Here is a 22,689-nt window from a genome sequence, read left to right as displayed (position 1 = left end):
TAAATACCATAAAAAGGGGAGTTGCCTCAAAATTAATTGAGACAACTCCCTTGTCTTTGCTATACGAATTGACTGACCACTAATTTTGAAAAAAGCCTGCAGCGGTAGTGGTGTTTTCCACCCAGCAGCCTGAATTGGCTTTCAGTACATACTCACTCAAACCCACTCTATTCGCTCCCGGCGCCCAGTCGTAGGTATACCCCAGCCTTGTCCACGGATAATAGTAATCTGTGGCAGCATTCAGCGGGCGGTAGTAAGAGTAAATGATATTGTTATTAAACCATGCCCGGTAGTCATCGGAAACCGTGCTTACCAACGTGGAACCTGTTGTTGTAGTGTTAATGGACGGGTCTCCCGCCGGACGGAATAAACGTTCCGCATGCACCCATATCTGGGCGATATGTGTATTGCTCTTGCTATTGACAGGGGGCAATCCCAGCAGCTGGCTGATACGTTGAATGGTATCTGAAGTCGGAGTAAAACCCGGCCCCAGTTTGCCTAACATCTGAGACGGGATAAAAAACCAGCTATCTCCCCAGGTGGTAGTAATAGAATCTCCAACAGGATAACTTTCAGGATACCGCATAAAGGTAGCCATCAGTACGTAGTTTTGTCCGTTGATAGTTTTCCACTGCAGATTAGGATTGCCTGCAGTAATGGGCCAGAGAGAATCTATCGCTTCAGAACCGTTATCCACCATAGCGTCTTTAATGGATTGCGCATATAATGCACTTATATCCGGAGTAGGCGTTATGTTGTCGTCATCTTTTGAGCAACTTACTACAGTGAAGCCAAGCAGAACAATAATGAAGATGTACAAGCTGTTGTGGAAACGGAAGAAGGCGTTTTTCATTGGATTTTTGTATGGTCATTGAGAATGAGATAAAATTAACAGCTATTTCCATTCATTCCAAGGTCATTCCTTGTCATTATTACGGAGTCTGTTCATTTTGTTCATTTTCCCGATCATACTAAGCCGCTTCCATAAACTATGTAGCCAGCGTTCATCGACCTCTCATCTTAATGCGCCCTCCTTCTGCGTGTAGTATGCCAGATCCGGTGATGCGGATATTTTCTGTGTGAGGTGATGTTATTGAAGATAAGCGCTACCAACAGGAGGATCAGTACGCCAGACAGAACAGGGCTCAATACGTACATGTATCCCATAGCTTTGATCTTCTCAGATCCGATGTTGGCGATGAGGGCTGTAGCGCCACCGGGAGGATGCAGCGTTTTGGTGATCTGCATCAATACAATGCATAGGGCAACGGAGAGTGCTGCGGCCAGCCATAATTGATCAGGTATCAATTTATGAACGGTGACACCCACCAGTGCACAGATCACATGCCCGCCCACCAGGTTCCTTGGCTGGGCCAAAGGGCTGTTTATAATCCCATAAATGAGTACGGAAGATGCTCCGAATGAGCCAATGAGGAATAAATTATCTGTGGGAGACAAAAAGTTACTTTGCAGCAGGCCGATCAGCCCAATACCGGTAAATGCGCCCAGGAAGGTCCACAAATGCTCCCTGAAGTCAAGCAATGTTTCCTTGTACAAGACATACCTCACCCTGCGGAGATGCCGCTTTGTCTTTTTTCCCATTATTTCCCTTTATTCCCTTTTTTGAGCCGCAAAGCTAAGGCAAGGAAATGGCATCATCAATACCAGAAATGTGCCTTTTGCCCGAAGCTGACATGAAGCTACCATGCCTTTGAGGTGGAGCTAAGGTGGACTTGAGGTGGACTTGATACTCACAACTAGCTTATTATCAATAAATTAGAATACACGAAAAACACCCTCAGAATAGGTGAATGAGTAGTAACACAAAAATACAACAATTTGATTTACAAATATTTAAATCATTAGAGTATTCCTTTCAGTCGCAGGTGCTGCAGCAGCATAATGGTCTTGGCATCCCTGATCTCACCATCATCTATCATGGCAAGCGCCTTTTCAAAAGGAAGCTCCAGTACCTCGATCTCCTCCTGCTCATGCTCCACTCCTCCCCCTTCATGTACTTTCATATTGGCGGCATATTCAGCGATAAAGAAGTAGAGTATCTCGGTAACTGAACCGGGCGACATATAAGCCTCGAAGATCTTGCGGACATGAGACACCTTATACCCTGTTTCTTCTTCTACCTCTCTGCGGATACAGTCCTCAGGACTATCCTTATCCAGCAAACCGGCACAGGCTTCGATCAGCATACCTGAAGGGTTGCCGTTTACGAAAGAGGGCAGACGGAACTGACGGGTCAGGATAACCGACTTTTGTTCCAGGTTATACAGCAGGATCGTCGCCCCATTTCCACGGTCATAAGCTTCCCGGCTCTGGGTTTGCCAGCTGCCGTTCTTCAGTTTGAAATCATAAGTGAATTTGCGGAGTATATACCAGTTGTCTGACAGGATCTCTTCCTTCTGAATTTTTATTTCGGGCAACATAACTGTTTATTGATAACGGTTAGCCCCAAATATACCTCAAAAGACTTTACATACCGTTACCATATACAGGTTTAACACCGGCAGCTTTAATCTTTTCCAGTACCTTCTCCCCTATTTTATACCCCTGCGTTACGCCATTATCAATGGCATCACGGTAGTGGATACCACCGTACAAACGGGAAATGGCAGCTTCCTGTGAGGCGGCCAGGAAAGAAGTGAATTTACGGGCAGGGATCTCAAACATTTCCTCAGAGTTATCCTCATAGGTAAAATGATCGCCCAGCATATAAGTCAGTACAGTAGCCACTGCTGAAGACACTACACTATGTCCGCTGGTATACTCAGGGAATGGAGGCGTTTGTAATAAAGGCTTCCATTTTACATCCATGTAACGGTTGATATAAGTCTCCGGACGGATACGGTTGCTCAGATATTTAGCGTCCCAGCAGCTGATAAAGGCATCCATCATCGTAACGGCTGCCACTGCATGCACCTGGACGGTTTTATCAAAGTCCAGCTGTGCTTTCCTGGAAGCAATGCCGGCAATGTTCATCCAGTGACCACCCGGCGTGATCTTCTTAAAGCCAATGGCCATATGTCCGTAAGTACTTACAGCAAACGGATTACAATCCCAGAATGAGGCAATGACGCGCTGTTCCATATTGAGATTTACACCGGCATTATACACTTCCTTATTCAATGCATAAAAAGCACTTGTAGTATCCTTGCTGAAAGGAACAGGAGCCAGTGGCACAAACTGGTTGCAGGAATCTATGATCATAGGCCGGATGGTTTTCCAATGCGGCTCTACTGCTTCTATATAAGCCGGTGGCGTAGGATACCAGTATCCTTCTCCCTTTACCGGTGTGTAACGTACCCGTGTACTGAGTTTTCCATAACCATCCGGACGTGACCACTGCACGGTTTGTTTGGCAATGTCCTCCGCAACAGCAACAGAATTACGTATGATGCTGTCAGGTACTTTATCTTTCTTAAATAACAATAATAGTTTCTCTTCGTCCTTCTCCAGCATAAATCCTGAGGGCAACATCAGTTTGCCTGTTTCCAGTATGCTATATACTGCGGCGATGCGATAATCATACATATGTCCCCCATCATGCACAACAATACCGGGGTATGATCTGATGAACGTCGCAGCGTCGGGAATCTGCCCGTTATGTGCAGTTACAATACTATAAGCAGACATCATGGCATAGGCATAAAACCTGCATGCGGCAGGAGGATTCACCACATCGTGCATCATCACCATCGATAGTGAAAATACCGATGGCTGTATATAATCTGTAAAACTTGTTTTATGTTGTTGTGTATATCCTAACTGGCATACAAAGAGCAGGATAATCGTCAATCGTTTCATACGTTAGTTTACTTTAAACAGGGTGATCCCTTTGTTATTTACACCTACCATGACATATGGCTTGTTGCCAATATTCATGACAGCAGCTGATTTCACATCCCCTTTCACACAAAGGCCCGAAGCAGGTTGCGATATATAACTGAAATTTCCTTTTCCATCACCTTTTAAGAGGCAACCGTAACCGGCATCAAAACTGCCTAGTTTAAGGCGGTTATCACATTGGTTACCCAGCAGCAGCAGATCCAGCTTTCCATCCTTGTCATAATCCGCAGGCAGGATCTTTGACACAACCGAGAACTGCGCTTCTATGGGCAGCGGCGACGGTACAAATTTTCCGTTACGGTACAGGAAGCAGCTTGTTTTGGTTTCCACAGCCGTAAGTTTACCCGCCTGACTCAATTCCTCCGGTGAAAAAATATCCTTCATTGTTGCACTGGAATAATTGCGGTAGGAAGAGAACTTACGGCGCATGGGATAGATCTGCTCATTGAGTTCATCACGGCTTACGAAGGGATAACTTACTCCTTCGATGTAGAAGTTAAGGAAGGGATCAATAGAACCATTTTTATCAAAGTCAGCATAGTAAAGTTCTGCAGGTTGTTTTACAGATGTATGTATCTGGGTATTCTCTCCCAGGTTGCCTGCAATAATATCTTCGTGACCATCGCCATCTACGTCAGCCATTGCCAGTCCAAACCAAAAGCCTGTTTCCGGCTGATCAAAGTATTGCGTTGTCACTTCTTTGAAACCATCCAGCTTATTGGCATAGATCATAACTGGCATGAACTCACCGCAAATCACCAGGTCTTTCCTGCCATCCTTGTCGATGTCTGTCCACCGGGCGTCGGTCACCATTCCTGCTGCCGCAAAAGGCACCGTCGCAACGCTGAATTGCCCCTTACCGTCATTGATCAGCAGATAAGAGGCAGGTGCCATGGGATATTTGCCAGGAATAACACGGCCTCCCACAAACACATCGATATCTCCATCATTGTCAAAATCACAGGGTCGTACACAGGATTTACTACTCGCACTTACATCGGGTAAAGCGCCCTTTAAAAGAGAAAAATTCCCTTTTCCGTTATTGAGATACAGTTCATCCTGTAAAGCGGCTGTATTGGGCTCAAAAAGGCCATATCCTCCCTTCGCCACATAGAGATCAGGAGCACCGTCGCCATTAGCATCAAAGAAAGCGGCGGCCGCTACCTGTGAAGGCATATCACTACCGGGGATCACTTTGGTACCCATTATAAAGCCGCCACCCGGTTTCTGGAAATAGATCCTTGCCGGCTGTTCTCCATCCCCTCCCATGAACAGGTCTTCCAATCCGTCCTTATTCACGTCGGCCTTTTCAAACACAGGACCGGTCCTGGAATACATGAACATCATCAGTAGCTGGCGCTTGAAATCATTACCCGAACCATCAGCATGCTTGTAGGTAAAGAGGCTGTCGGCATTACTGAAGTAGGTGGCAGTTGGCGCTTGTGGTGTATTAGCTGCAGGCATTCCATCAGGTGCATAGGAAACCGTCAGCAGTTGATTGGTGGTAACGTCTTTCAGGCGTTGTGTTTTACCATCGGGCCAGATGATACAAACAGAGTCTGCCCGCGTATCATCACCCAGGCCAAACAGCAGCTGAGTGGATACGGCGGACAGATAACCTCTGTTTGGATTGACCTCCAGATATTGTTCTAAACCCTTGCTATAGACGTACACCTTCGCGCCTATAGCGCCGGTATTTTTATCTTTTCCTTTTAATTTAACAGCCAGATAGGACCGCTTGTTTTGTTCGCGGCTCATATTCTGGTATATCGCGGCTGCTTCGTTGATCTTATTCACCACCAGGTCGAGATCACCATCATTATCAAGATCTGCATATACAGCACCACTGGAAATACCGCCGGCTTCCAGTCCCCATGCGTCCCGCATGTTGGAGAATGTAAGGTCCATATTATTCCTGAAGATGTAGTTCTGTAAGGATGTTGAGGGCATGGCAGAGATAAGGTCCATCAGCAGCACAGGTTCACGGTCGATGGCTTTTTTCACTTTATAATCTCCCCAGTAACGCAGGAAGTCTTTATTGGTATAATCCCGGAGGTAACCATTGGTAACAAAAATATCTTTATAGCCATCATTGTCCAGGTCAGCAATGAGCGGGCACCAGCTCCAGTCGGTATTGGATACGCCAGCCAGCTGTCCGATCTCGCTGAAGGTACCGTCACCATTGTTCAGTTGCAGCATGTTGCGCATGTACTGCTTGTAGAGATCCTGTGAGATCATCAGTTCAAAAGATTCATAGTTCTCCTGTAACTGCAGCAGCTTCTGGCGCTGATTGTCTTCCGGCAGCATGTCTAAGGTCATAACATCCGGCAGACCGTCGTTATTAAAATCGGCAATGTCAACTCCCATTGAAAACTGGGAAAGGTGACCAAAACAGTTGGTGGCATCTTCTGCAAAGGTGCCATCATGTTTATTTATGTAGAGATAATCACGTTCATTGTAATCGTTGGTGACATAGATATCCTGCCAGCCATCTTTGTTGATATCCGCTATTGCAACCCCGAGTCCGAAGGTCAGCGGATTCTGAATAATACCAGCCTGCTTTGATATTTCGGTAAAATGATTGCCGTCATTCCTGTACAGTTTATCACCAGCCAGTGAATCCGTTTCATTGCGGAACCTGGTAAATTCCATGTTATCTATCTTGATAACATTGTGGTTCAGGAGGAACATATCCAGGTCGCCATCATTGTCCATATCAAAGAAAGCAGCAGTGGTACTATATCCGGGATCATCCAGGCCATATTCTTTTGCTTTCTCCACAAATTTTGCATTGCCCTGGTTGATAAATAACTGGTTTCTTCTCTGTTCATCACTTTTCTTGCCCGAGTAGCAGATATAAATATCGAGCAAGCCGTCTCCGTTCACATCGGCCATGGTAACGCCGGTTTTCCAGCCATCAGGTTTTCCATCCAGACCTTTTCCGGCTTCTTTTGTAATATCGGCAAACCGCATGTTGCCTTTATTGAGATAAAGTTTATTGGGGGTCATATTTGCGGTAAAGAAAAGGTCCTGCAGACCGTCATTGTCAATATCCCCTACTGCTACACCACCACCGTTATAGAAATATTCGTAGGCCAGTACATTCAGCTTTTCGGTTTCGTTCAATGCATTACTGAATTTAATACCGGTCGTTTTGGGGGCTAACAGCTGGAATAAAGGCTGTTGGGCTACTGTACGGGAAACTCCAATAGTTAACAACAGGAAAAAAGCAGGGATACTAATTTTCTTCATCAGGTAATGTTTGCGTAGGTGTCCTGCTGTGGATTGGCTGATCATCGAATACTTTTTTACAGAGGAACTTTCGTGGAATAAAAGCTAATGCGACCACTAAGGGTCGCATTAGCATAAGTTCAATAGTTATATTATTGTGCTACATCCCACCATACTCTGGAAGTGTAAGTATCACCTTTATCCAGGCGACTTACAGCAGACTGATAGTTAGTAGGATTAGTAGATGCTTCTGTTGAATGGTAAGCAATTCTCCTTGGTATGGTACCACCGGTGAAATTACCTATGTAGTTAACAGGAGTCAGCACAGGGTAACCTGATCTTCTCCAGTTAATCCACGCTTCGATGAAGTTAAACAGCATACCATCTGTAGCCCAGTACTGTTCATTGATCATCTTCAGTGATGCAGTCATACTACTTTCATCCAGCGGATGTGCAGCAGCATAGGCATCAGCGGTAGCAGCACTGATAGTAGCAGCAGAGCCGAAGGTAGCCAGTGACTGTAAAGCTGCAGATACAGCGTTCCTGTAGTGACCAGCAGCAGTTCCGGGAACAGTCCAGCCACGTACAGATGCTTCTGCCAGTAACAGTTCTGTTTCAGCATAGGTCAGCACAAATTCCGGAGCACTACGGCCGAGATAAACGGCAGTAGTAGGACGGGAATATTTACCTAAAGGATATACATCGCCGGCGGCGCCTGTACTTCCAGGATAATCTGACCTCTTGGTGATATCAGTAGAGCCTCCTGCCAGGTCATAGCCATTAGGCATACCAATCTGTGCGCTCGGGGTTCTATCGCCCGCCAGGGAACTGTTAGTACCATTCTTCAGGCCTGCTGGTGGTACTTCAGCCACTACGCCGAGGCGGGGATCGTTATTAGCTTTCAGATAATCGATCAATGGTTTTGACCATTTTACTTCCCTATAGTCTTCGGTAACCAGCAAGGCACTGCTTGTACCGTTACCATTACCGGTAGAGTTATCAGTAGGGCTGAAAGCATTGTCTGCAATGCTCTGGAAAGTGCCACCTGCGGCAGCTTTTTCAGTATATTGACGTGCCAGCGTAGGATTCACCTTTACAAGACGCATAGCTGCACGCAGCATTATTGAGTAACCGAACCTTTTCCATTTAGCGATGTCGCCACCATAGAAAAGATCTGAGGTCAGATCATCTTTGGAGTCGTCCAGCGCATTAATAGCAGTTTCCAGTTCTGACAGCATGGAAGTATAAATTGATTCCTGCGTATCATATGCCGGTGTAAATACATTTGTCTTGCCTTTCAGTGCCTCGGAATAAGGTATATCACCATAACAATCAGTGAGATGCTGCAGAATCAGCACTTTCATGATAGTACCTGCACTGGCCAGATTCGTCAATTGCTTTTCGTTAGCAAGCGATATCATTTCGAAAACAAGGCTGGCGCTCCTGTAGTCGTTGATCCATAGCTGGTTCTGATAACCTATGATCCCTGATGAAGCTACATATTTATCACCATTACTATAGTAGTTGTAGGTGGAAGCCAGTAATTGCGGCCACATACTTTCGAACAGTAATTGTGCATATCCTGTATTTGCGTATGAATATTGCGCTTTGGAAAGCAACAGATTGGCATTGTACCTGCTTGCATCTACCGCAACCGGATTGGTGTTAATTTCATCATAATCGTGGGTACAACCTGTTGAGAACAGTGTCAGACCCAGTGTTATATATAGCAAACCTTTTTTCATGTCCATTATTTTTTAAATTTAACATTCACGTTCACACCGTAGGTGCGGGTACTAGGTAAGCTTGTACCTTCGATACCTGCATAGTTGATGAGTGAAGAAAATCCTGCTTCTGGGTCTACGTTATCAGATTTACGCATGAGGGTAAGCAGATTACGTGCTACAAGGGAAATACCGATAGACTCGAATGGCAGTTTACCCATCACCTTTCTTCCCAGTGTATAACCAAATGTCACCTGGCGCAGTTTAATGAAGTCAGCATCCAGTACGCTATTTTTGGAGATCTTATTTGCATATGCCTGATAATAGGTTTGCGCATCTACATTCGTCGTATTTTTCAATCCGGTGCTTTCGATGATACCATCTACAACTATACCTGATTCCCTACCAGCCAGCGTCGATTTATCCAGACCGCGGTATACTGCATAGTCTTTTGTTGCAGACAACAGTTTTGCTCCAAATTTGCCATCTATCAGGAAAGAGAGATTGAAACCTTTGTAAGCAAAGTCGTTATTGATACCGCCGAAGAATTTAGGCAGTACACTACCCATTGGCCTCAGCACACCATCATTCTGTGGTAGCCCGGAAGCATCCAGCAGCAGCTCACCTTTGTCATTACGTTTGAAATCGTAAGCCAGGATCTGCGGACCAGACATGCCTTTCACCAGAGCGGTATTGGCATTCAGCGGACGGTAAGTACCCAGTGTCAGCACAGTACTGCTACTGTTTGCGCCATAGATATCAAGGATCTTATTTTTGATATAGGTACCGTTCACAGAAGCATTCCAGGTAAAGTTGGATGTAGATACGATAGTACCGTTGATAGCTGCTTCAAAACCTGTGTTCTGAGTAGAACCAGTTCCGAAGTAGGCCTTTTCATACCCTGTGGCTGAGGAGATAGTACCCTGGATAATTTCACTCTTCGTTTTACGATGGAAATAAGCCAGGTCAACGCCTAATCTGTTATTGAAGAATTTCGTTTCCAGACCTACCTCTACTTCTTTCAATGTAAATGGTTTCAGGAACAGGTTTGGCAGAGTAGAGGAGAAATCACCAGTGCTGACACCACCAATTGTACTTCCTACGTTATAGTAAGATTGGGTGATATATGCGTCTGTAGGTTCACCACTCGCGTTGGCCCATGAAGCGCGTAACTTACCGTAGTTCAGCTTTGGAATGTGTACCAGTTCAGAGAAGATAAAGCTACCTGATACAGATGGTACGAAGATGCTCCTGTTGCCGGCAGGCAAAGTAGAGTACACATCATAACGGCCGGTTGTTCCAATGGTCAGGAAGCTTTTGTATGAGAAGTCGGCGGTATAGTACCCTGACTGTGATTCTCTTGCCTGATAATCGTAGTTCCTACCAAAGTTGGTTACGTTGCTATATGAATAAACGTAAGGTATGATAAACTGGTTACCAGATACGCCTACCATCTCAAAGGTTCTCTTACGCAGGTTACCACCCACAGCCAGATCTAACTGCAGGTCTTCCACGATGTTCTTCTTGAAGCCGATCAAACCATCCGCGTTCATTTCAGTGGATTGTTCGTTACGCAGATCCAGGTCACCACTCACGGTTGTACCGTTTGCCAGCGTGCTGGTAGAGTAAGCAGTACCCCATGGTGTTACCTTAAATTTCCTGTCGTTGATGTTATCATAACCGATACGTGCCTGTGCATATAAAAAGTCGAAAAGATCATAACGAACAGTCAATGCGGAGATCCAGCGTCTTCTATCGATGTTATTGATGTACTGGTTTACAACAAACCATGGGTTTGTTACGAAGTTATCATCTGTCCACACTACCTCACGGCCATTGTTGTCGGGATTGTAGCCAGGCTTCATGATATCTTCATTAATGTTTGTAGCCAGGAAGATACCATTGTTTGCGTTCAGCGGACCATCACTCAATTGAGGACGGTTCTGGGAACGATCATCAATATAGTTTACCAGTGCGCTTACTTTCAGTTTGGTAGTCAGATTCTGTTCCAGGTTCAGGTTGAAAGTTTTACGTTTCAGACCACTGTTCCTTAAAATAGAATGATTGTCCATGCTGGAAGCAGATACGCGGAAAACACCTCTGTCGCCACCACCAGATACTGACAACGTATTAGTAAAGGTTGGCCCTGTTCTGTAGAAACGGCTGATGTTATCATCTACAGGAGAATAAGCGTATGACTTACCATCAAACTGCGGCGTCATTGATCCGTCCAGTTTTGAACCCCAGCTTAAACGTGTGCTGGATAATGCATCGGCAGCGTTGGCAGGTTTCACACCATGTTGTCCCTGGCCGTATGTATACTGGTATTCGGTATAGTCGATCGCTTTATCTACTGTGTAGTTGGTATTGTATTCTACCTGCATGGTTCCTCTCTTACCACTCTTAGTAGTAATCAGGATCACACCGTTGGTAGCACGGGTACCGTACAATGCAGAAGCGGAAGCTCCTTTCAGTACAGTCATGCTTTCAATATCGTCAGGGTTGATGTTGGAGATACCGTCACCATTATCGGCACCACCCCACTCACCGGCAGCGCCTCTCTGGGAGTTATCCATCGGAACACCGTTAATAACGTATAATGGGCTGCTGGCGCCAAAGCTGGCCATACCTCTTAACAGCACACGTGCAGAAGAACCAGGACCACCATTGGTACCACTTACACTCAAACCGGCCACACGGCCACCAAGAGAATAAGCAACGTTGGTTTCACGTGCCTGTGTCAGTGATGCACCATCCACTTTTGTAACAGAGTATCCCAGCTTTTTGGATTCTTTGGATATACCCAATGCTGTTACTGTTACTTCACCTAACTGAGAAGAAGACTCCTCCATGGTGAAGTCAATAGATGTCTGACCAGGGGCGAGTTTAATGCCCTTGGATGTATAACCTATCAGTGATGTTTCGAGTGTTACTTCTCCTTCAGGTACACTTTTCAGGGTAAATGCACCATCAGCACCTGTGATAGCAAAGATGTTCTTTCCTTGCACTTTAATACTTACAGAACCCAGAGGGGCTCCACTTTTTGAATCTTTAACAGTTCCCTGTACCTGCCTTGTTTGAGCAAATGCTACTGTGGAGAGTAGCATCGCAACAACCAGCAAACGTAGATGTCTCATTATCGATTTAGTTTTTGGTTAGAGAATAGACAAGTGAATGACACTTGAAGGCATAGAAGGTCTGGTCGCCGTGCGACAATGTTTCGTTTCATTGCTCGATACTGTTATATTTGGTTGTTGTTAGAAAATACTTTCCCCCTTATGCTATTTGCATAGCATTGTTTATGATTCCATTAATTTTTTGTTTTGATTTTAGTTGATACTTTTCCCACCGACTATTCACTGTGATGTAACAGGGACTTGTTCCCCGTTACAAACACGCATGCAAACACGATCCAGCAAATAGCCGGTAAAGACTCAATAACGATTTGAAGTGATAAAATAATTGTTCATTGTTCTACTTTCCACTTTAGCAATCTGATTGACTTTAGTAGTAGTTATAATTTTGGTTCGAAAGAATTGTTCAATAGTAACTGTTCAAAGTAATAGCTGTTCAATAGTAATTTCCAAATTTGTCTTACTCTTACGAGTAATACAATCCACTGTTCATGTTTGTTTCAAAAATTCTATAAATGACAAGTTTTCTTACATGGACGGCAAGCCTTTTTGCCAGATTTCATAACTGATTTGCTATCATTGTCCTTCTTTCACGCTCTCTCGTTTACGGCTTTCAACATTGAATGTACTCAAATTTAACATTTCGTACAATAACATTTGCGTTATACATAATTATAACCAAATGATCGCTAAAACAAATACTTTTTTAACAACTACTGATCTTATGTAAACCGTTTTAGCATATTTATAACACTCAATTTCCCTATTATGTTCGTCTGATAGTATTTTATCTTAACCAGTGTGTGATTTTGCCTTCAGAATTAATGAGTTAGTAATAGTAAAAAAAGGGACTGCCTGCCGCAGTCCCTTTTCAATATTCGTTTCCGTATGATTCTATTTTAGCTTATCTTTTTTCACCCCCTCTTTGGTAATTTTTACAGGAACGATCAGCCCATTTTCATCAAAATGCATTTCATCTATACATACTACCCTGTTGTTGGCTGCTGTTTCTGTGAGCGGACGCCTATGGTAAACGATATACCACCTGTCGGTACCCGGTACATTGATGACTGAATGGTGCCCCGCCCCGGTTGCAACCGCTGTATCCTGCTGAAGGATCTTGTCTATACGCTTGAAAGGACCTGCAGGAGAGTCAGCAATAGCATACGCTACAGAGTAATGTGGGCCGCCCCATCCTCCTTCTGACCACATAAAGTAATATTTACCATTGCGGATAAACATCAATGGTCCTTCCACGTAACCGGAGGGCGTAATTTCCTTAAAGGTACTGCCATCTTCAAAGGGGGTAAATCCTTTGAAATCAGGGGTCAGTTTCGCAATATTGCAATGACGCCATCCACCATATATAATATAGTATTGTCCGTCCTTGTCCCGAAAAACGAACTGGTCTATTGGCTGCGCCTTGTTATGGAACTTATCGATCAGCGGTTTACCCAGGTAATCTTTATAAGGACCTTCCGGCTTATCTGCCACGGCAACGCCTATGCCTCCCTCTTCATTATCGCTCTGGATGTCGTTGGCTGCGAAGAAAAAGTAGTATTTGCCGTCTTTCTGCACGATAGCAGGCGCCCACATTGCTTTTTTAGCCCATTTCACGGCTGCAGTATCCAGGATATGAGGATGTTTAGTCCACTTTATCAGATCCGGGGAGGAAAAAGCATCAAAAAACACCTGTTTCTCATACTTGTCTGAGTAAGTTGGATATACCCAGTATTCTTTACCCCATATGGCGGCTTCAGGATCGGCGTACCACCCCTGCACGATAGGATTACCCGCCCGTTTCTGTGCTGTTGAAGGCAAAGACAGGGCTGTTCCCAGTAATAAAAACGTTAAGACCTTTCTCATAATGTAATTTCCGGTTTGAGCCACAATATAATAATTGAGTAGTACAGATCTATGGACGGCAAGTCCCATTTCATTTTTTGTTCCTACTTTTACGCCAGCATTCAAACGATAGGTAAATTGTCAAATTCATCCTTACCGGAGGAGCGGAAACTATTACGGCAGATAGCCAGGGGTGACGAGTCTGCATATACACTTGTATTTAACCACTACAGTAAGCAGGTGTTTAACGTGGCCATGCTTTATCTGAAAGACACAACAACAGCACGGGAAGTCGTGCAGGAAGTTTTTCTGAAAATATGGCTGAAAAGAGAAACTATGCCCGCTGTGGAAGACCTCACCGCCTATCTTTTTATCCTGACCCGCAATCATATATATGACAGTTTCAAAAAACAGGCAAACCTGGTAAAAGCCCTGGACCATTTCAGCCAGCATCAGCCCAGCGCTGTCGATAATGCCGATTACCGCCTCCAGGAGCGCCAATACGACCATCTACTTGATAAAGTAGTATCCAACCTTCCCCCTGAACGTAAAAAAGTCTATATCGCCCGGAAAGAAGGCATGAGCAATGAGGAGATCTCTGTCCGGATGAATATCTCCATCCATACCGTCAAGAAACAAATGCAGCTGGCCATGCAGACTGTCAGGAGCTTTGTGAAAGAGCAACTCCATATATAATTAGCCCCCCTAAAGTGAAACCCCTTCTAACCAGCTGAATATCATCTCTAAAAAAATTTCTCCCGCCAATACTCCTTTCTTTTTCCCCGGTCGTCTTTATTCCTGTATCAACCAGTGCCAAACTAATCGTCTATGACAATACCTGAAATAAAGCGATTGCTTGATAAGTATAAGCGTAATGAGATCAGCGAGGAAGAATATCTTCAGCTGATGCAGGAAGTCGCTGACGACGCTCACACATCTGCTATCAAGGCCGATATAATGGAGACATTATACGGGAAAGTACCTGATATGGGATTAGGTGAGGAAGAAGCATCTGCCATGCTGACCGGTATTTTTCGGGCCGGAGCTGCTGATGCCCGCCGCTTACGGGTAGTGAAGCGCAGAAGGCTGGTATACGGTTCCCTGGCAGCTGCTGTAGTTGCAGGTATGATCGCCACTGGTATTTATATGTTCCAGCCTGGCAAACAGGCAGCCCCGGTTGCAGCTACACGTCAAAAGCCCTTGCTGCCCGGTTCTGACAAAGCGATGCTTACCCTTGCGGATGGCACGGTAATACCGCTGGATAGCGCCAATAACGGCGCGCTGGCACAACAGGGTAGTACGCAGATCACGAACAGGAATGGCGCCCTTAGCTATAATAACGCAGGGAACCAGACCGGTGAAGTGATGTACAATACGGTAAAGACGCCTCATGGTGGCCAATACCAACTAACCCTGGCAGATGGCAGCCGTGTATGGCTGAACGCTGCCAGCAGCATCCGTTTCCCCACGGCGTTTACCGGAAGGGAACGGGTGGTAGAGATCACCGGGGAAGCCTATTTCGAGGTGGCACAACAGGCTGAAATGCCTTTCCGGGTGAAAGTCAATGATGTGCAGGTGAACGTTTTGGGCACCAGCTTCAACATCATGGCCTACTCCGACGAACAGGCCATAAAAACCACCCTGGTGGATGGCGCCGTGCAGCTGACACATGGCAACAGCACCAGTGTATTAAAACCGGGATTGCAAGCCACCCTGTCGGCCAAAGACGATCATTTTGTGATCGCTGCGGCGGACATGGAACAAACGCTTGCCTGGAAAGAGGGCAAATTCCGTTTCAGGAACACGAATATCCGGACCATAATGCGACAGTTGTCGCGCTGGTATGACATCGACGTGAGCTACCAGGGAGATGTGTCCGATATAGACCTGACAGGTGTTATATCCCGGAGGGAAGAGGCCGGCAAGCTGTTAAAAGCGCTGGAGGCTACCCAAAGGGTACAATTCGAGGTGAACGGGAACAATGTAACCGTAAGACCCTGGAAACAGCAGTAAAATCCCTTGCGACCAAGGGGGGACAACGATTATGTAAAACTAAATTTTTCCAGTTATGACCACGTAGAAAGATCACGTACTGTCAACTTTAGGTAGAAAACCGGATTCCGACTGCCATCGGAACCCGGCATAGATGGCTACCAATTTCCTTAACGTTTGAAAATCGATTATTAAGCCAAGAACACAAAAGTATGGAACTACGCGAGACATGCAAGGCCTATCCCAGGGATGGCTTCTTGCACAGTAAATTATTGTTGGTTATGAAATTAACTGCCATTTTAACACTGGTGTTCTCCCTTCATCTGAGCGCCAGGTCTTATTCCCAAACAGTCACGATCACAGGTAAGCACCTCGCCCTGTACGACATCTTCAACAGCATCAGCAAGCAGACGGGTTATGAGTTTGTATATGATGAGAAGTTGCTGCAGGGTACAGGTGCCATAGATATCAATTTAAAATCAGCCCCGCTGTCTGAAGTACTGGACAGATGTCTGAAAGATAAACCGCTCTCTTATGCTATCATGGACAAGATCATCGTGATCCGTCCGAAGGCGGTGAAAAAAGAGACGCCCGCTGCCATCCAGCTGGCAGCTGCCATTGAAGGTACTGTGGTGGATGCTGCTGGTCAGCCCCTGCCCAACGTGGCTATCCAGATAAAGGGTACTACCCGTGGCGCCATCACCGATGAGAAAGGACATTTCTCCCTCCAGGCAGAAAGTACTGATGTACTGGTGTTCAACTACGTTGGTTACGAGAAAAAAGAGATTCCTGTAGGCAGCCAGACCAACATCCAGGTAACACTGACTGAATCCAACAAACAGCTGAACACCGTTGTGGTAACAGCGCTGGGTATTAAAAGATCAGAGAAATCCATTACCTACGCTACCCAGCAGGTAAGCGGCGTGGAACTGACCAAAGCCAAAGATCCGAACCTGATCAATACCCTGAACGGTAAGGTAGCAGGTCTGAACATCTCTCCCAGTTCTTCCGGCGTGGGTGGTTCCGCAAAGGTGATCCTGCGTGGCGCCAAATCCGGTCTGGGAAGCAACCAGGCGCTATATGTGATTGACGGGGTGCCTATGAACAACTCCCTGACTTCACAGCCAAACAGCTCTTATGGTGGCAGCGGCGCTTATGACGGCGGCGACCCCATCTCCAACCTGAACCCGGATGATATTGAAAGCATTTCGGTACTGAAAGGTGCTTCCGCTGCTGCGCTTTATGGTAGCCAGGGTGCTAATGGTGTGATCCTGATCACTACCAAGAGCGGTAAAGCCGGTCGTACAGTGATCAATTTCACTTCCGGTCTGACCCTCACAAACGCGGCGTACAAGCCTGAGTTCCAGAACAGCTATGGTCAGACGAATGCCACCAACACACAAAGCTGGGGCAGTAAAATATCCGGCGGCAAGGATAATCTGTCTTCTTTCTTCCAGACTGGCCAGAACCTGACCAACTCTATCAGCCTGGCTGGTGGTACTGATAAAATGCAGACTTACTTCTCGTATGCGAATACCACTGCAAAAGGTATCGAGCCTACGAACAAGTTGTCCCGCAACAACATCACCTTCAAGGAAACAGGACATTTCCTGAACGATAAACTGACTGCTGAAGCTGATGTGAACTACATTAACCAGAGCATTGACAATACGCCTTTAAGTGGCTTCTATTTCAATCCGCTGACTGGCCTGTACCTCTTCCCTCGCGGAAAGGACATGCAGCCTTACAAAGACAACTTCGAAGTATTTGATCCTTCAAGACGTCTGATGGTACAGAACTGGCCTTTCAATGAAGACGTTCAGCAAAACCCATGGTGGATCATCAATCGCAATCCTAATTCCCTGGATCGTAACCGTTTGCTGATGAATGCCAGTCTGAAATACGATGTGAACAAATGGCTGAACATCACTGCCCGCGGAAGCCTAGATAGGATAAATGATGTATACGAGCAGAAGATATATGCGGGTACTAACCAGACCCTCTCCCCTGCCAATGGTGTATACGTTTACAGCAATACCACTACTAATCAGCAGTATGGTGATGTGCTGGCTAACTTCAACATTCCTGTAGGCGATAAGATCCGCATTACCGGTGTACTGGGTGGAAGCCTCAGGGACGTAGTAACCAAAGGTGAGAAATTCAATTCCGGACAGGATGGTCTGAACATTCCAAACCTGTTTGTCATTCAGAACTTCAAAACCTTCAATCCGCTGAACTCCGGTACCCTGCAGGAAAACCACAGCCAGGTACAGTCCGTTTTCGGTAGTGCCAACATCTCCTATAAAGATTGGGCATACCTGGATCTGACTGCACGTAATGACTGGGCATCCAACCTGGCCTTTACGCCTTCCGGTTCTTACTTCTATCCTTCCGTAGGTCTGAACGTGATCCTGAGCCAGGTAGCGAAACTGCCTGCATTCATCAGCTTCGCTAAAGTACGAGGTTCCTTTGCGCAGGTGGGTAACTCTCCGCTGGCTTATCAATCCAATCCGGCAATATATAACTTCAGCGCTGGCGGTGGCTTCAGTCCAAACACCACTGCTCCTTTCACTGATCTGAAACCAGAGAAGACCAACTCGCTGGAGTTTGGTACAGAGTGGCATTTCTTTGAGAACAGACTGAGTGCAGATGTGACCTATTATAAGACTAACACCAAGAACCAGACTTTACAGATCAGGGCTCCGCAGGGATCTTTCTACGATAACTTCTTCATCAATGCCGGTAATATCCAGAACCAGGGTGTGGAAGCCATTGTGCGATATGATGTGTTGCGCGATACCAAACTGAAATGGAACACTGGCCTTAACTTCTCAACCAACAAGAATAAGATCATAGAGTTATCTCCTAACGCGCCTGAGTTTACACTGAGTGGTGCATCTGGTTCTAACTATGTATCTAAATTCAAGGTAGGCGGTTCCTTTGGTGACATTTATGGTACTGTACTGCAGCGTGATGCACAGGGCCGTATCATGATCGATGCCAACGGCAATCCTATCAAACAGGGTGGTGATTTTGTATACCTGGGTAACTCTAATACCAGATGGCAGTTGGGATGGAACAACAATCTGCAGTATAAGGATTTCAACCTGTCATTCCTGATCGATGGCAAATTCGGTGGTAAAGTAATGTCCATCACACAGTCCATGATGGACCAGTACGGTGTATCCAAAGTGAGCGGTGACGCACGTGATGCAGGTGGTGTAGCCGTGAATGGCGTTGATCCAAACGGTAATGCGGTATCTAAGGTAGATGCACAGAAATGGTATTCTACTGTTGGTGGCCGTGAAGCAGCTTCCGGAGAATATATGTACAGCGCTACTACCGTACGCTTACGCGAGGTGGCACTAGGTTACACCATTCCTGTGAAGAACACCAACTTCGTGAAAGCACTGAAATTATCACTGACAGGACGTAACCTGGTGTATTTCTCCAAGAAGGCGCCATTCGATCCTGAGCTGACTATGTCAACTGCTAACGGCCTGTCAGGCGTGGATATCTTCATGCCTCCCGCTACCCGCAGCTATGGTCTGTCACTGAATGCTACTTTCTAATCATTGTTGCCATTAAACTGAAGAAAATGAAACGTTACTATATAAAAAGCATGTGGGCTATTGTGGCAGCAGTATTGCTGGGAGCCAGTGCCTGTACAAAGAACTTTGACGTATATAACCAAGACAATACCGGCATTACCCCGGATGACCTGAAAGGAGATTTTAACGATATCGGCGCTTTCCTCACAAGAGCACAGCGTTCTATCATCAATTTTTCTGATGGTGGAGATCCTAACTCTTACCAGTTACAACAAAATCTGAATGCTGACTGCTATTCAGGCTATTTTATGTCCCCCAATCCATTTAACGGCGGACAAAACAACCTGTCTTACTCTCTTATCAGCGGCTGGAATGGCGAACCTTTCAAGGTAGGTTACCTGAACATCATGGCTTCTGTAAACAGGTTGCGTAGAAATGGGGTAGATACCGCTTATCCTGCGGTGTGGGCAGTAGCTCAGATACTGCAGGTAACCGGTATGAGCCGTGTTACAGACATCTACGGACCTATCCCCTACAGCCAGGTGGGTACCAGCAAAAGCGCGATTCCGTATGATAGCCAGGAAGACGTGTACAAACGTTTCTTCCTGGAACTGGACAGTGCAACCAATAACCTGCGTGCCCAGATCAACGGTAGCTTAAAGCCATTACCTTTCTCCTTTGCTAAGTTCGACCTGGTATATGACGGTGATTCCACTAAATGGCTGCAATTCGCAAACAGCCTCCGCTTACGCCTGGCTATGCACATTGTGAAGGTTGCGCCGGCACTGGCACAACAACAGGCTGAAAAAGCCCTGGACCCTGCCAATGGCGGTGTGATCACCAGCAATACAGGTAACATGAAGGTAAAAGTACTGGGCGCCGGTTTCAGTAACCCACTGGTGTTTATCGCACAGAACTGGCTGGATATCCGTATCGGTGCTTCCATTCAATCTTATATGAGCGGGTACAACGATCCGCGTATCGGTAAATACTTTGACAAGTCTACTGATACCACTTTCACATCCCGTTATCAGGGTATCCGCATAGGCTCTATCAATGGTAATGTGTCCAAAAGCGACTATACCGGATATTCCTCTCTGAACCTGACAAACGGTACACCTTCTTTCTCTATCACTACTCCTGTACAGATCATGACTGCAGCAGAAGTATACTTCCTGAGAGCAGAGGCAGCACTGCGTAACTGGGCAAATGCAGGTGGTGATGCTGAGACGCTGTACAACCAGGGTATCACTACCTCTATGGAACAATGGGGAGCAACTCCCGGCGCTTATCTCACTGACAACACCAGCACTCCGGCCGGTTTTACAGATCCAAAGAACGCCGCGAACAATGCGCCTTCTCCATCTGCCATCACTATCAAATGGGATAACGCAGCTACTCCCGAAGCAAAAATGGAACGCCTTATTACACAGAAATGGATCGCTATGTTTCCTGAAGGACAGGAAGCGTGGACAGAATTCCGCCGTACCGGTTATCCTAAACTCTTCCCTGTAGTGAACAACTTCAGCGGTGGTGTGATCAAAAGCGATGTTCAGATCAGGCGCTTACCTTTCCCTCAGAATGAGTATAACACCAACAGTGCGGAAGTAACCAAGGCTATCTCCCTGCTGAAAGGTCCTGACAACGGAGCTACCAGATTATGGTGGGATGTACAATAATGCTGGTTGTTAAGAATGTCAATCTTGTGAATGTATCAGTTATAAATGGAAACCAACAGTTGAGTATTAAGAATTACTGACTGGGCTTAAGAGTGAAGAATAGCAGCCGTCTCAATTCATTTGAGGCGGCTGTTTTTTTGTATAGGTACGCAAATGAAAAAGCCCCCTTTTCAGGAGGCCTTTTTCATATATAAATGGTTAACCTAGTCTATTATCAGCGTTGCGATAGAATGCGGTAAACTGCTTACAGTAGCGGCTTCACCTTTGATCCACAATTTGTATGGAATCTCTTTACCAGACATATTCAATACCACCACAGCGAGCTTACCATCTTTATTAACGAAGGCTGTTGTTTGCAGATCTGTTCTGTTGGAAGAAGCGATCACACGTTTTGCACCCGGGCGTATGAATTTAGAGAAATGCCCCAGGTAATAATAAGCATTGGTGTAGATCAGTTCTCCTGTCTTTGTATCGGCATGCACTGGTGCAAAGCAAAAGTTACCAACGTGATTTGGACCACCATTTTCATCCAGCAGGATGTTCCAGTCTGTCCAGGCAACAGTGCCATTATTAAAGTCATTCACCATAGAGTGTCCATAACGTTCACCGATGAACCATTCATTGATACGCTCGCGTTTAAAAGATTCGATACATCCTTCTGTAAAGATCAGGTTCTTGTCAGGAAAAGTTTCTGCTACCCGGCGTACGTTGTCGAACATCATGGTGCTGCCGGTCCAGGTTTCATACCAGTGGTAGCCAATGCCCCAGACATACTTTGCTGCAGCAGGATCTTCCAGGATGGTGCTGGCGCGCTGATATACCTGGTCGCGGTTATGATCCCAGGCAATCAGTTTCTTCGAAGCCAGTCCCTGTTTCTGCAAGGTCGGGCCGAGATAACGTTTGATAAAATCCCTTTCCTCTTCAGCAGTGTAGTTGCAGGATTCCCATTTCTGTTTTGCCATAGGTTCATTCTGTACAGAAAGGCCCCAAACAGGAATACCCAGTGACTCGTAAGTCCTGATAAACTTCACGAAGAAGTTAGCCCATGACTGGTAATACTGTGGTAACAGTTTTCCGCCATGCAGCATATCGTTGTTGTCCTTCATCCAGGCCGGAGGGCTCCAGGGACTTACATACAATGGCAACTTGCCACCCGCAGCGGTGATAGCAGCTTTGATGAACGGGATGCGGTATTGCATATCATGTTCAACGTTGAATGTTCTCAACAGACTGTCGTTCTCCTTTACGTAGCTATAGGTGTCACTGGAGAAATCACAGCTCTGTATATTGGTCCTGGCCAGTGTGTAGCCGATACCATTCACAGGATCATAATAGGCTTTTACCAGTTCTGCTCTCTTCTGATTGGGAAGTTTAGCCCATGTTTCAGCCGCAGCATCCGTCAATGCGCCACCTATTCCCATTAATGTCTGGAAACGCTTTGTGGGATCTACAAAGATGCACACTTCTGTTTCCAGCGGCTGCTTCATGGGAGCAAAAGACAAGGTGCCTGTTTCCGTCAAACGCAGTTTGGTATTCTCTGCAGTGGTATACACAGTAATACCTTTCCGCGTGGTGGAATCTTTTCTGTTTGTCAGGGCTTCGCTCTTCGCGTAGCCGGTGTAAATCACCAGCAACAGCCCTATCAATGCGAACTTTTTCATTTATAAATACG

General features: G+C 45.9%; 13 protein-coding genes. 4 read left to right on the top strand and 9 right to left on the bottom strand.

Annotated elements, in window-relative coordinates; all coding sequences use genetic code 11:
• Positions 1-79: 79 nt before the first annotated feature.
• The 8 genes from BLR32_RS21175 to BLR32_RS21140 all read right to left on the bottom strand — a co-directional run bounded on the left by BLR32_RS21175 (position 80) and on the right by BLR32_RS21140 (position 13,816).
• On the bottom strand, positions 80-853 hold the full coding sequence (locus BLR32_RS21175) for a hypothetical protein (RefSeq protein WP_089834852.1): 774 nt from the start codon (positions 851-853) through the stop codon (positions 80-82).
• A gap of 167 nt (positions 854-1,020) precedes the next feature.
• The gene (locus tag BLR32_RS21170; protein WP_089834851.1) at positions 1,021-1,602 is read right to left on the bottom strand and encodes an HPP family protein; all 582 of its coding nucleotides are present in this window, start codon (positions 1,600-1,602) and stop codon (positions 1,021-1,023) included.
• A gap of 260 nt (positions 1,603-1,862) precedes the next feature.
• Positions 1,863-2,441, bottom strand: a complete 579-nt coding sequence (gene nudK / locus BLR32_RS21165) for a GDP-mannose pyrophosphatase NudK (protein ID WP_089834850.1) — start codon at positions 2,439-2,441, stop codon at positions 1,863-1,865.
• A 46-nt stretch (positions 2,442-2,487) separates the two neighbouring features.
• The gene (locus tag BLR32_RS21160) at positions 2,488-3,819 is read right to left on the bottom strand and encodes a vanadium-dependent haloperoxidase (protein ID WP_089834849.1); all 1,332 of its coding nucleotides are present in this window, start codon (positions 3,817-3,819) and stop codon (positions 2,488-2,490) included.
• Between the two features lie 3 nt (positions 3,820-3,822).
• Positions 3,823-7,113: a VCBS repeat-containing protein gene (locus tag BLR32_RS21155; protein WP_089835079.1), complete on the bottom strand. Its 3,291-nt coding sequence runs from the start codon at positions 7,111-7,113 to the stop codon at positions 3,823-3,825.
• A gap of 131 nt (positions 7,114-7,244) precedes the next feature.
• Complete coding sequence (locus BLR32_RS21150; protein ID WP_089835078.1) at positions 7,245-8,837, bottom strand: SusD/RagB family nutrient-binding outer membrane lipoprotein; 1,593 nt, start codon at positions 8,835-8,837, stop codon at positions 7,245-7,247.
• A 5-nt stretch (positions 8,838-8,842) separates the two neighbouring features.
• A complete protein-coding gene (locus tag BLR32_RS21145; protein ID WP_089834848.1) occupies positions 8,843-11,953 on the bottom strand; it encodes a SusC/RagA family TonB-linked outer membrane protein in 3,111 nt (1,036 codons plus the stop codon).
• 891 nt (positions 11,954-12,844) lie between these two features.
• Complete coding sequence (locus BLR32_RS21140) at positions 12,845-13,816, bottom strand: glycoside hydrolase family 43 protein (RefSeq protein WP_089834847.1); 972 nt, start codon at positions 13,814-13,816, stop codon at positions 12,845-12,847.
• A gap of 117 nt (positions 13,817-13,933) precedes the next feature.
• Here BLR32_RS21140 and BLR32_RS21135 point away from each other — a divergent pair, with 117 nt between their 5' ends.
• The 4 genes from BLR32_RS21135 to BLR32_RS21120 all read left to right on the top strand — a co-directional run bounded on the left by BLR32_RS21135 (position 13,934) and on the right by BLR32_RS21120 (position 21,017).
• Complete coding sequence (locus BLR32_RS21135; RefSeq protein ID WP_176842373.1) at positions 13,934-14,491, top strand: RNA polymerase sigma factor; 558 nt, start codon at positions 13,934-13,936, stop codon at positions 14,489-14,491.
• 132 nt (positions 14,492-14,623) lie between these two features.
• Positions 14,624-15,808: a FecR family protein gene (locus BLR32_RS21130; protein ID WP_089834845.1), complete on the top strand. Its 1,185-nt coding sequence runs from the start codon at positions 14,624-14,626 to the stop codon at positions 15,806-15,808.
• Between the two features lie 260 nt (positions 15,809-16,068).
• Positions 16,069-19,359 (top strand): SusC/RagA family TonB-linked outer membrane protein, encoded by a 3,291-nt coding sequence (locus tag BLR32_RS21125; RefSeq protein WP_089834844.1) that lies wholly within the window; start codon positions 16,069-16,071, stop codon positions 19,357-19,359.
• A gap of 26 nt (positions 19,360-19,385) precedes the next feature.
• The gene (locus BLR32_RS21120; protein ID WP_089834843.1) at positions 19,386-21,017 is read left to right on the top strand and encodes a RagB/SusD family nutrient uptake outer membrane protein; all 1,632 of its coding nucleotides are present in this window, start codon (positions 19,386-19,388) and stop codon (positions 21,015-21,017) included.
• A 203-nt stretch (positions 21,018-21,220) separates the two neighbouring features.
• On the opposite strand, the gene BLR32_RS21115 is transcribed toward BLR32_RS21120, so the two are convergent.
• Complete coding sequence (locus tag BLR32_RS21115) at positions 21,221-22,678, bottom strand: glycoside hydrolase family 30 protein (RefSeq protein ID WP_089834842.1); 1,458 nt, start codon at positions 22,676-22,678, stop codon at positions 21,221-21,223.
• Positions 22,679-22,689 lie beyond the last annotated feature (11 nt).

Origin of the sequence: Chitinophaga filiformis (genome assembly GCF_900102545.1) — a bacterium.
Classification (GTDB): Bacteria; Bacteroidota; Bacteroidia; order Chitinophagales; family Chitinophagaceae; genus Chitinophaga; species Chitinophaga filiformis.
The sequence above is the reverse complement of the archived record's forward strand: the minus strand, read 5'-3'. Positions and strand labels throughout refer to the sequence as shown.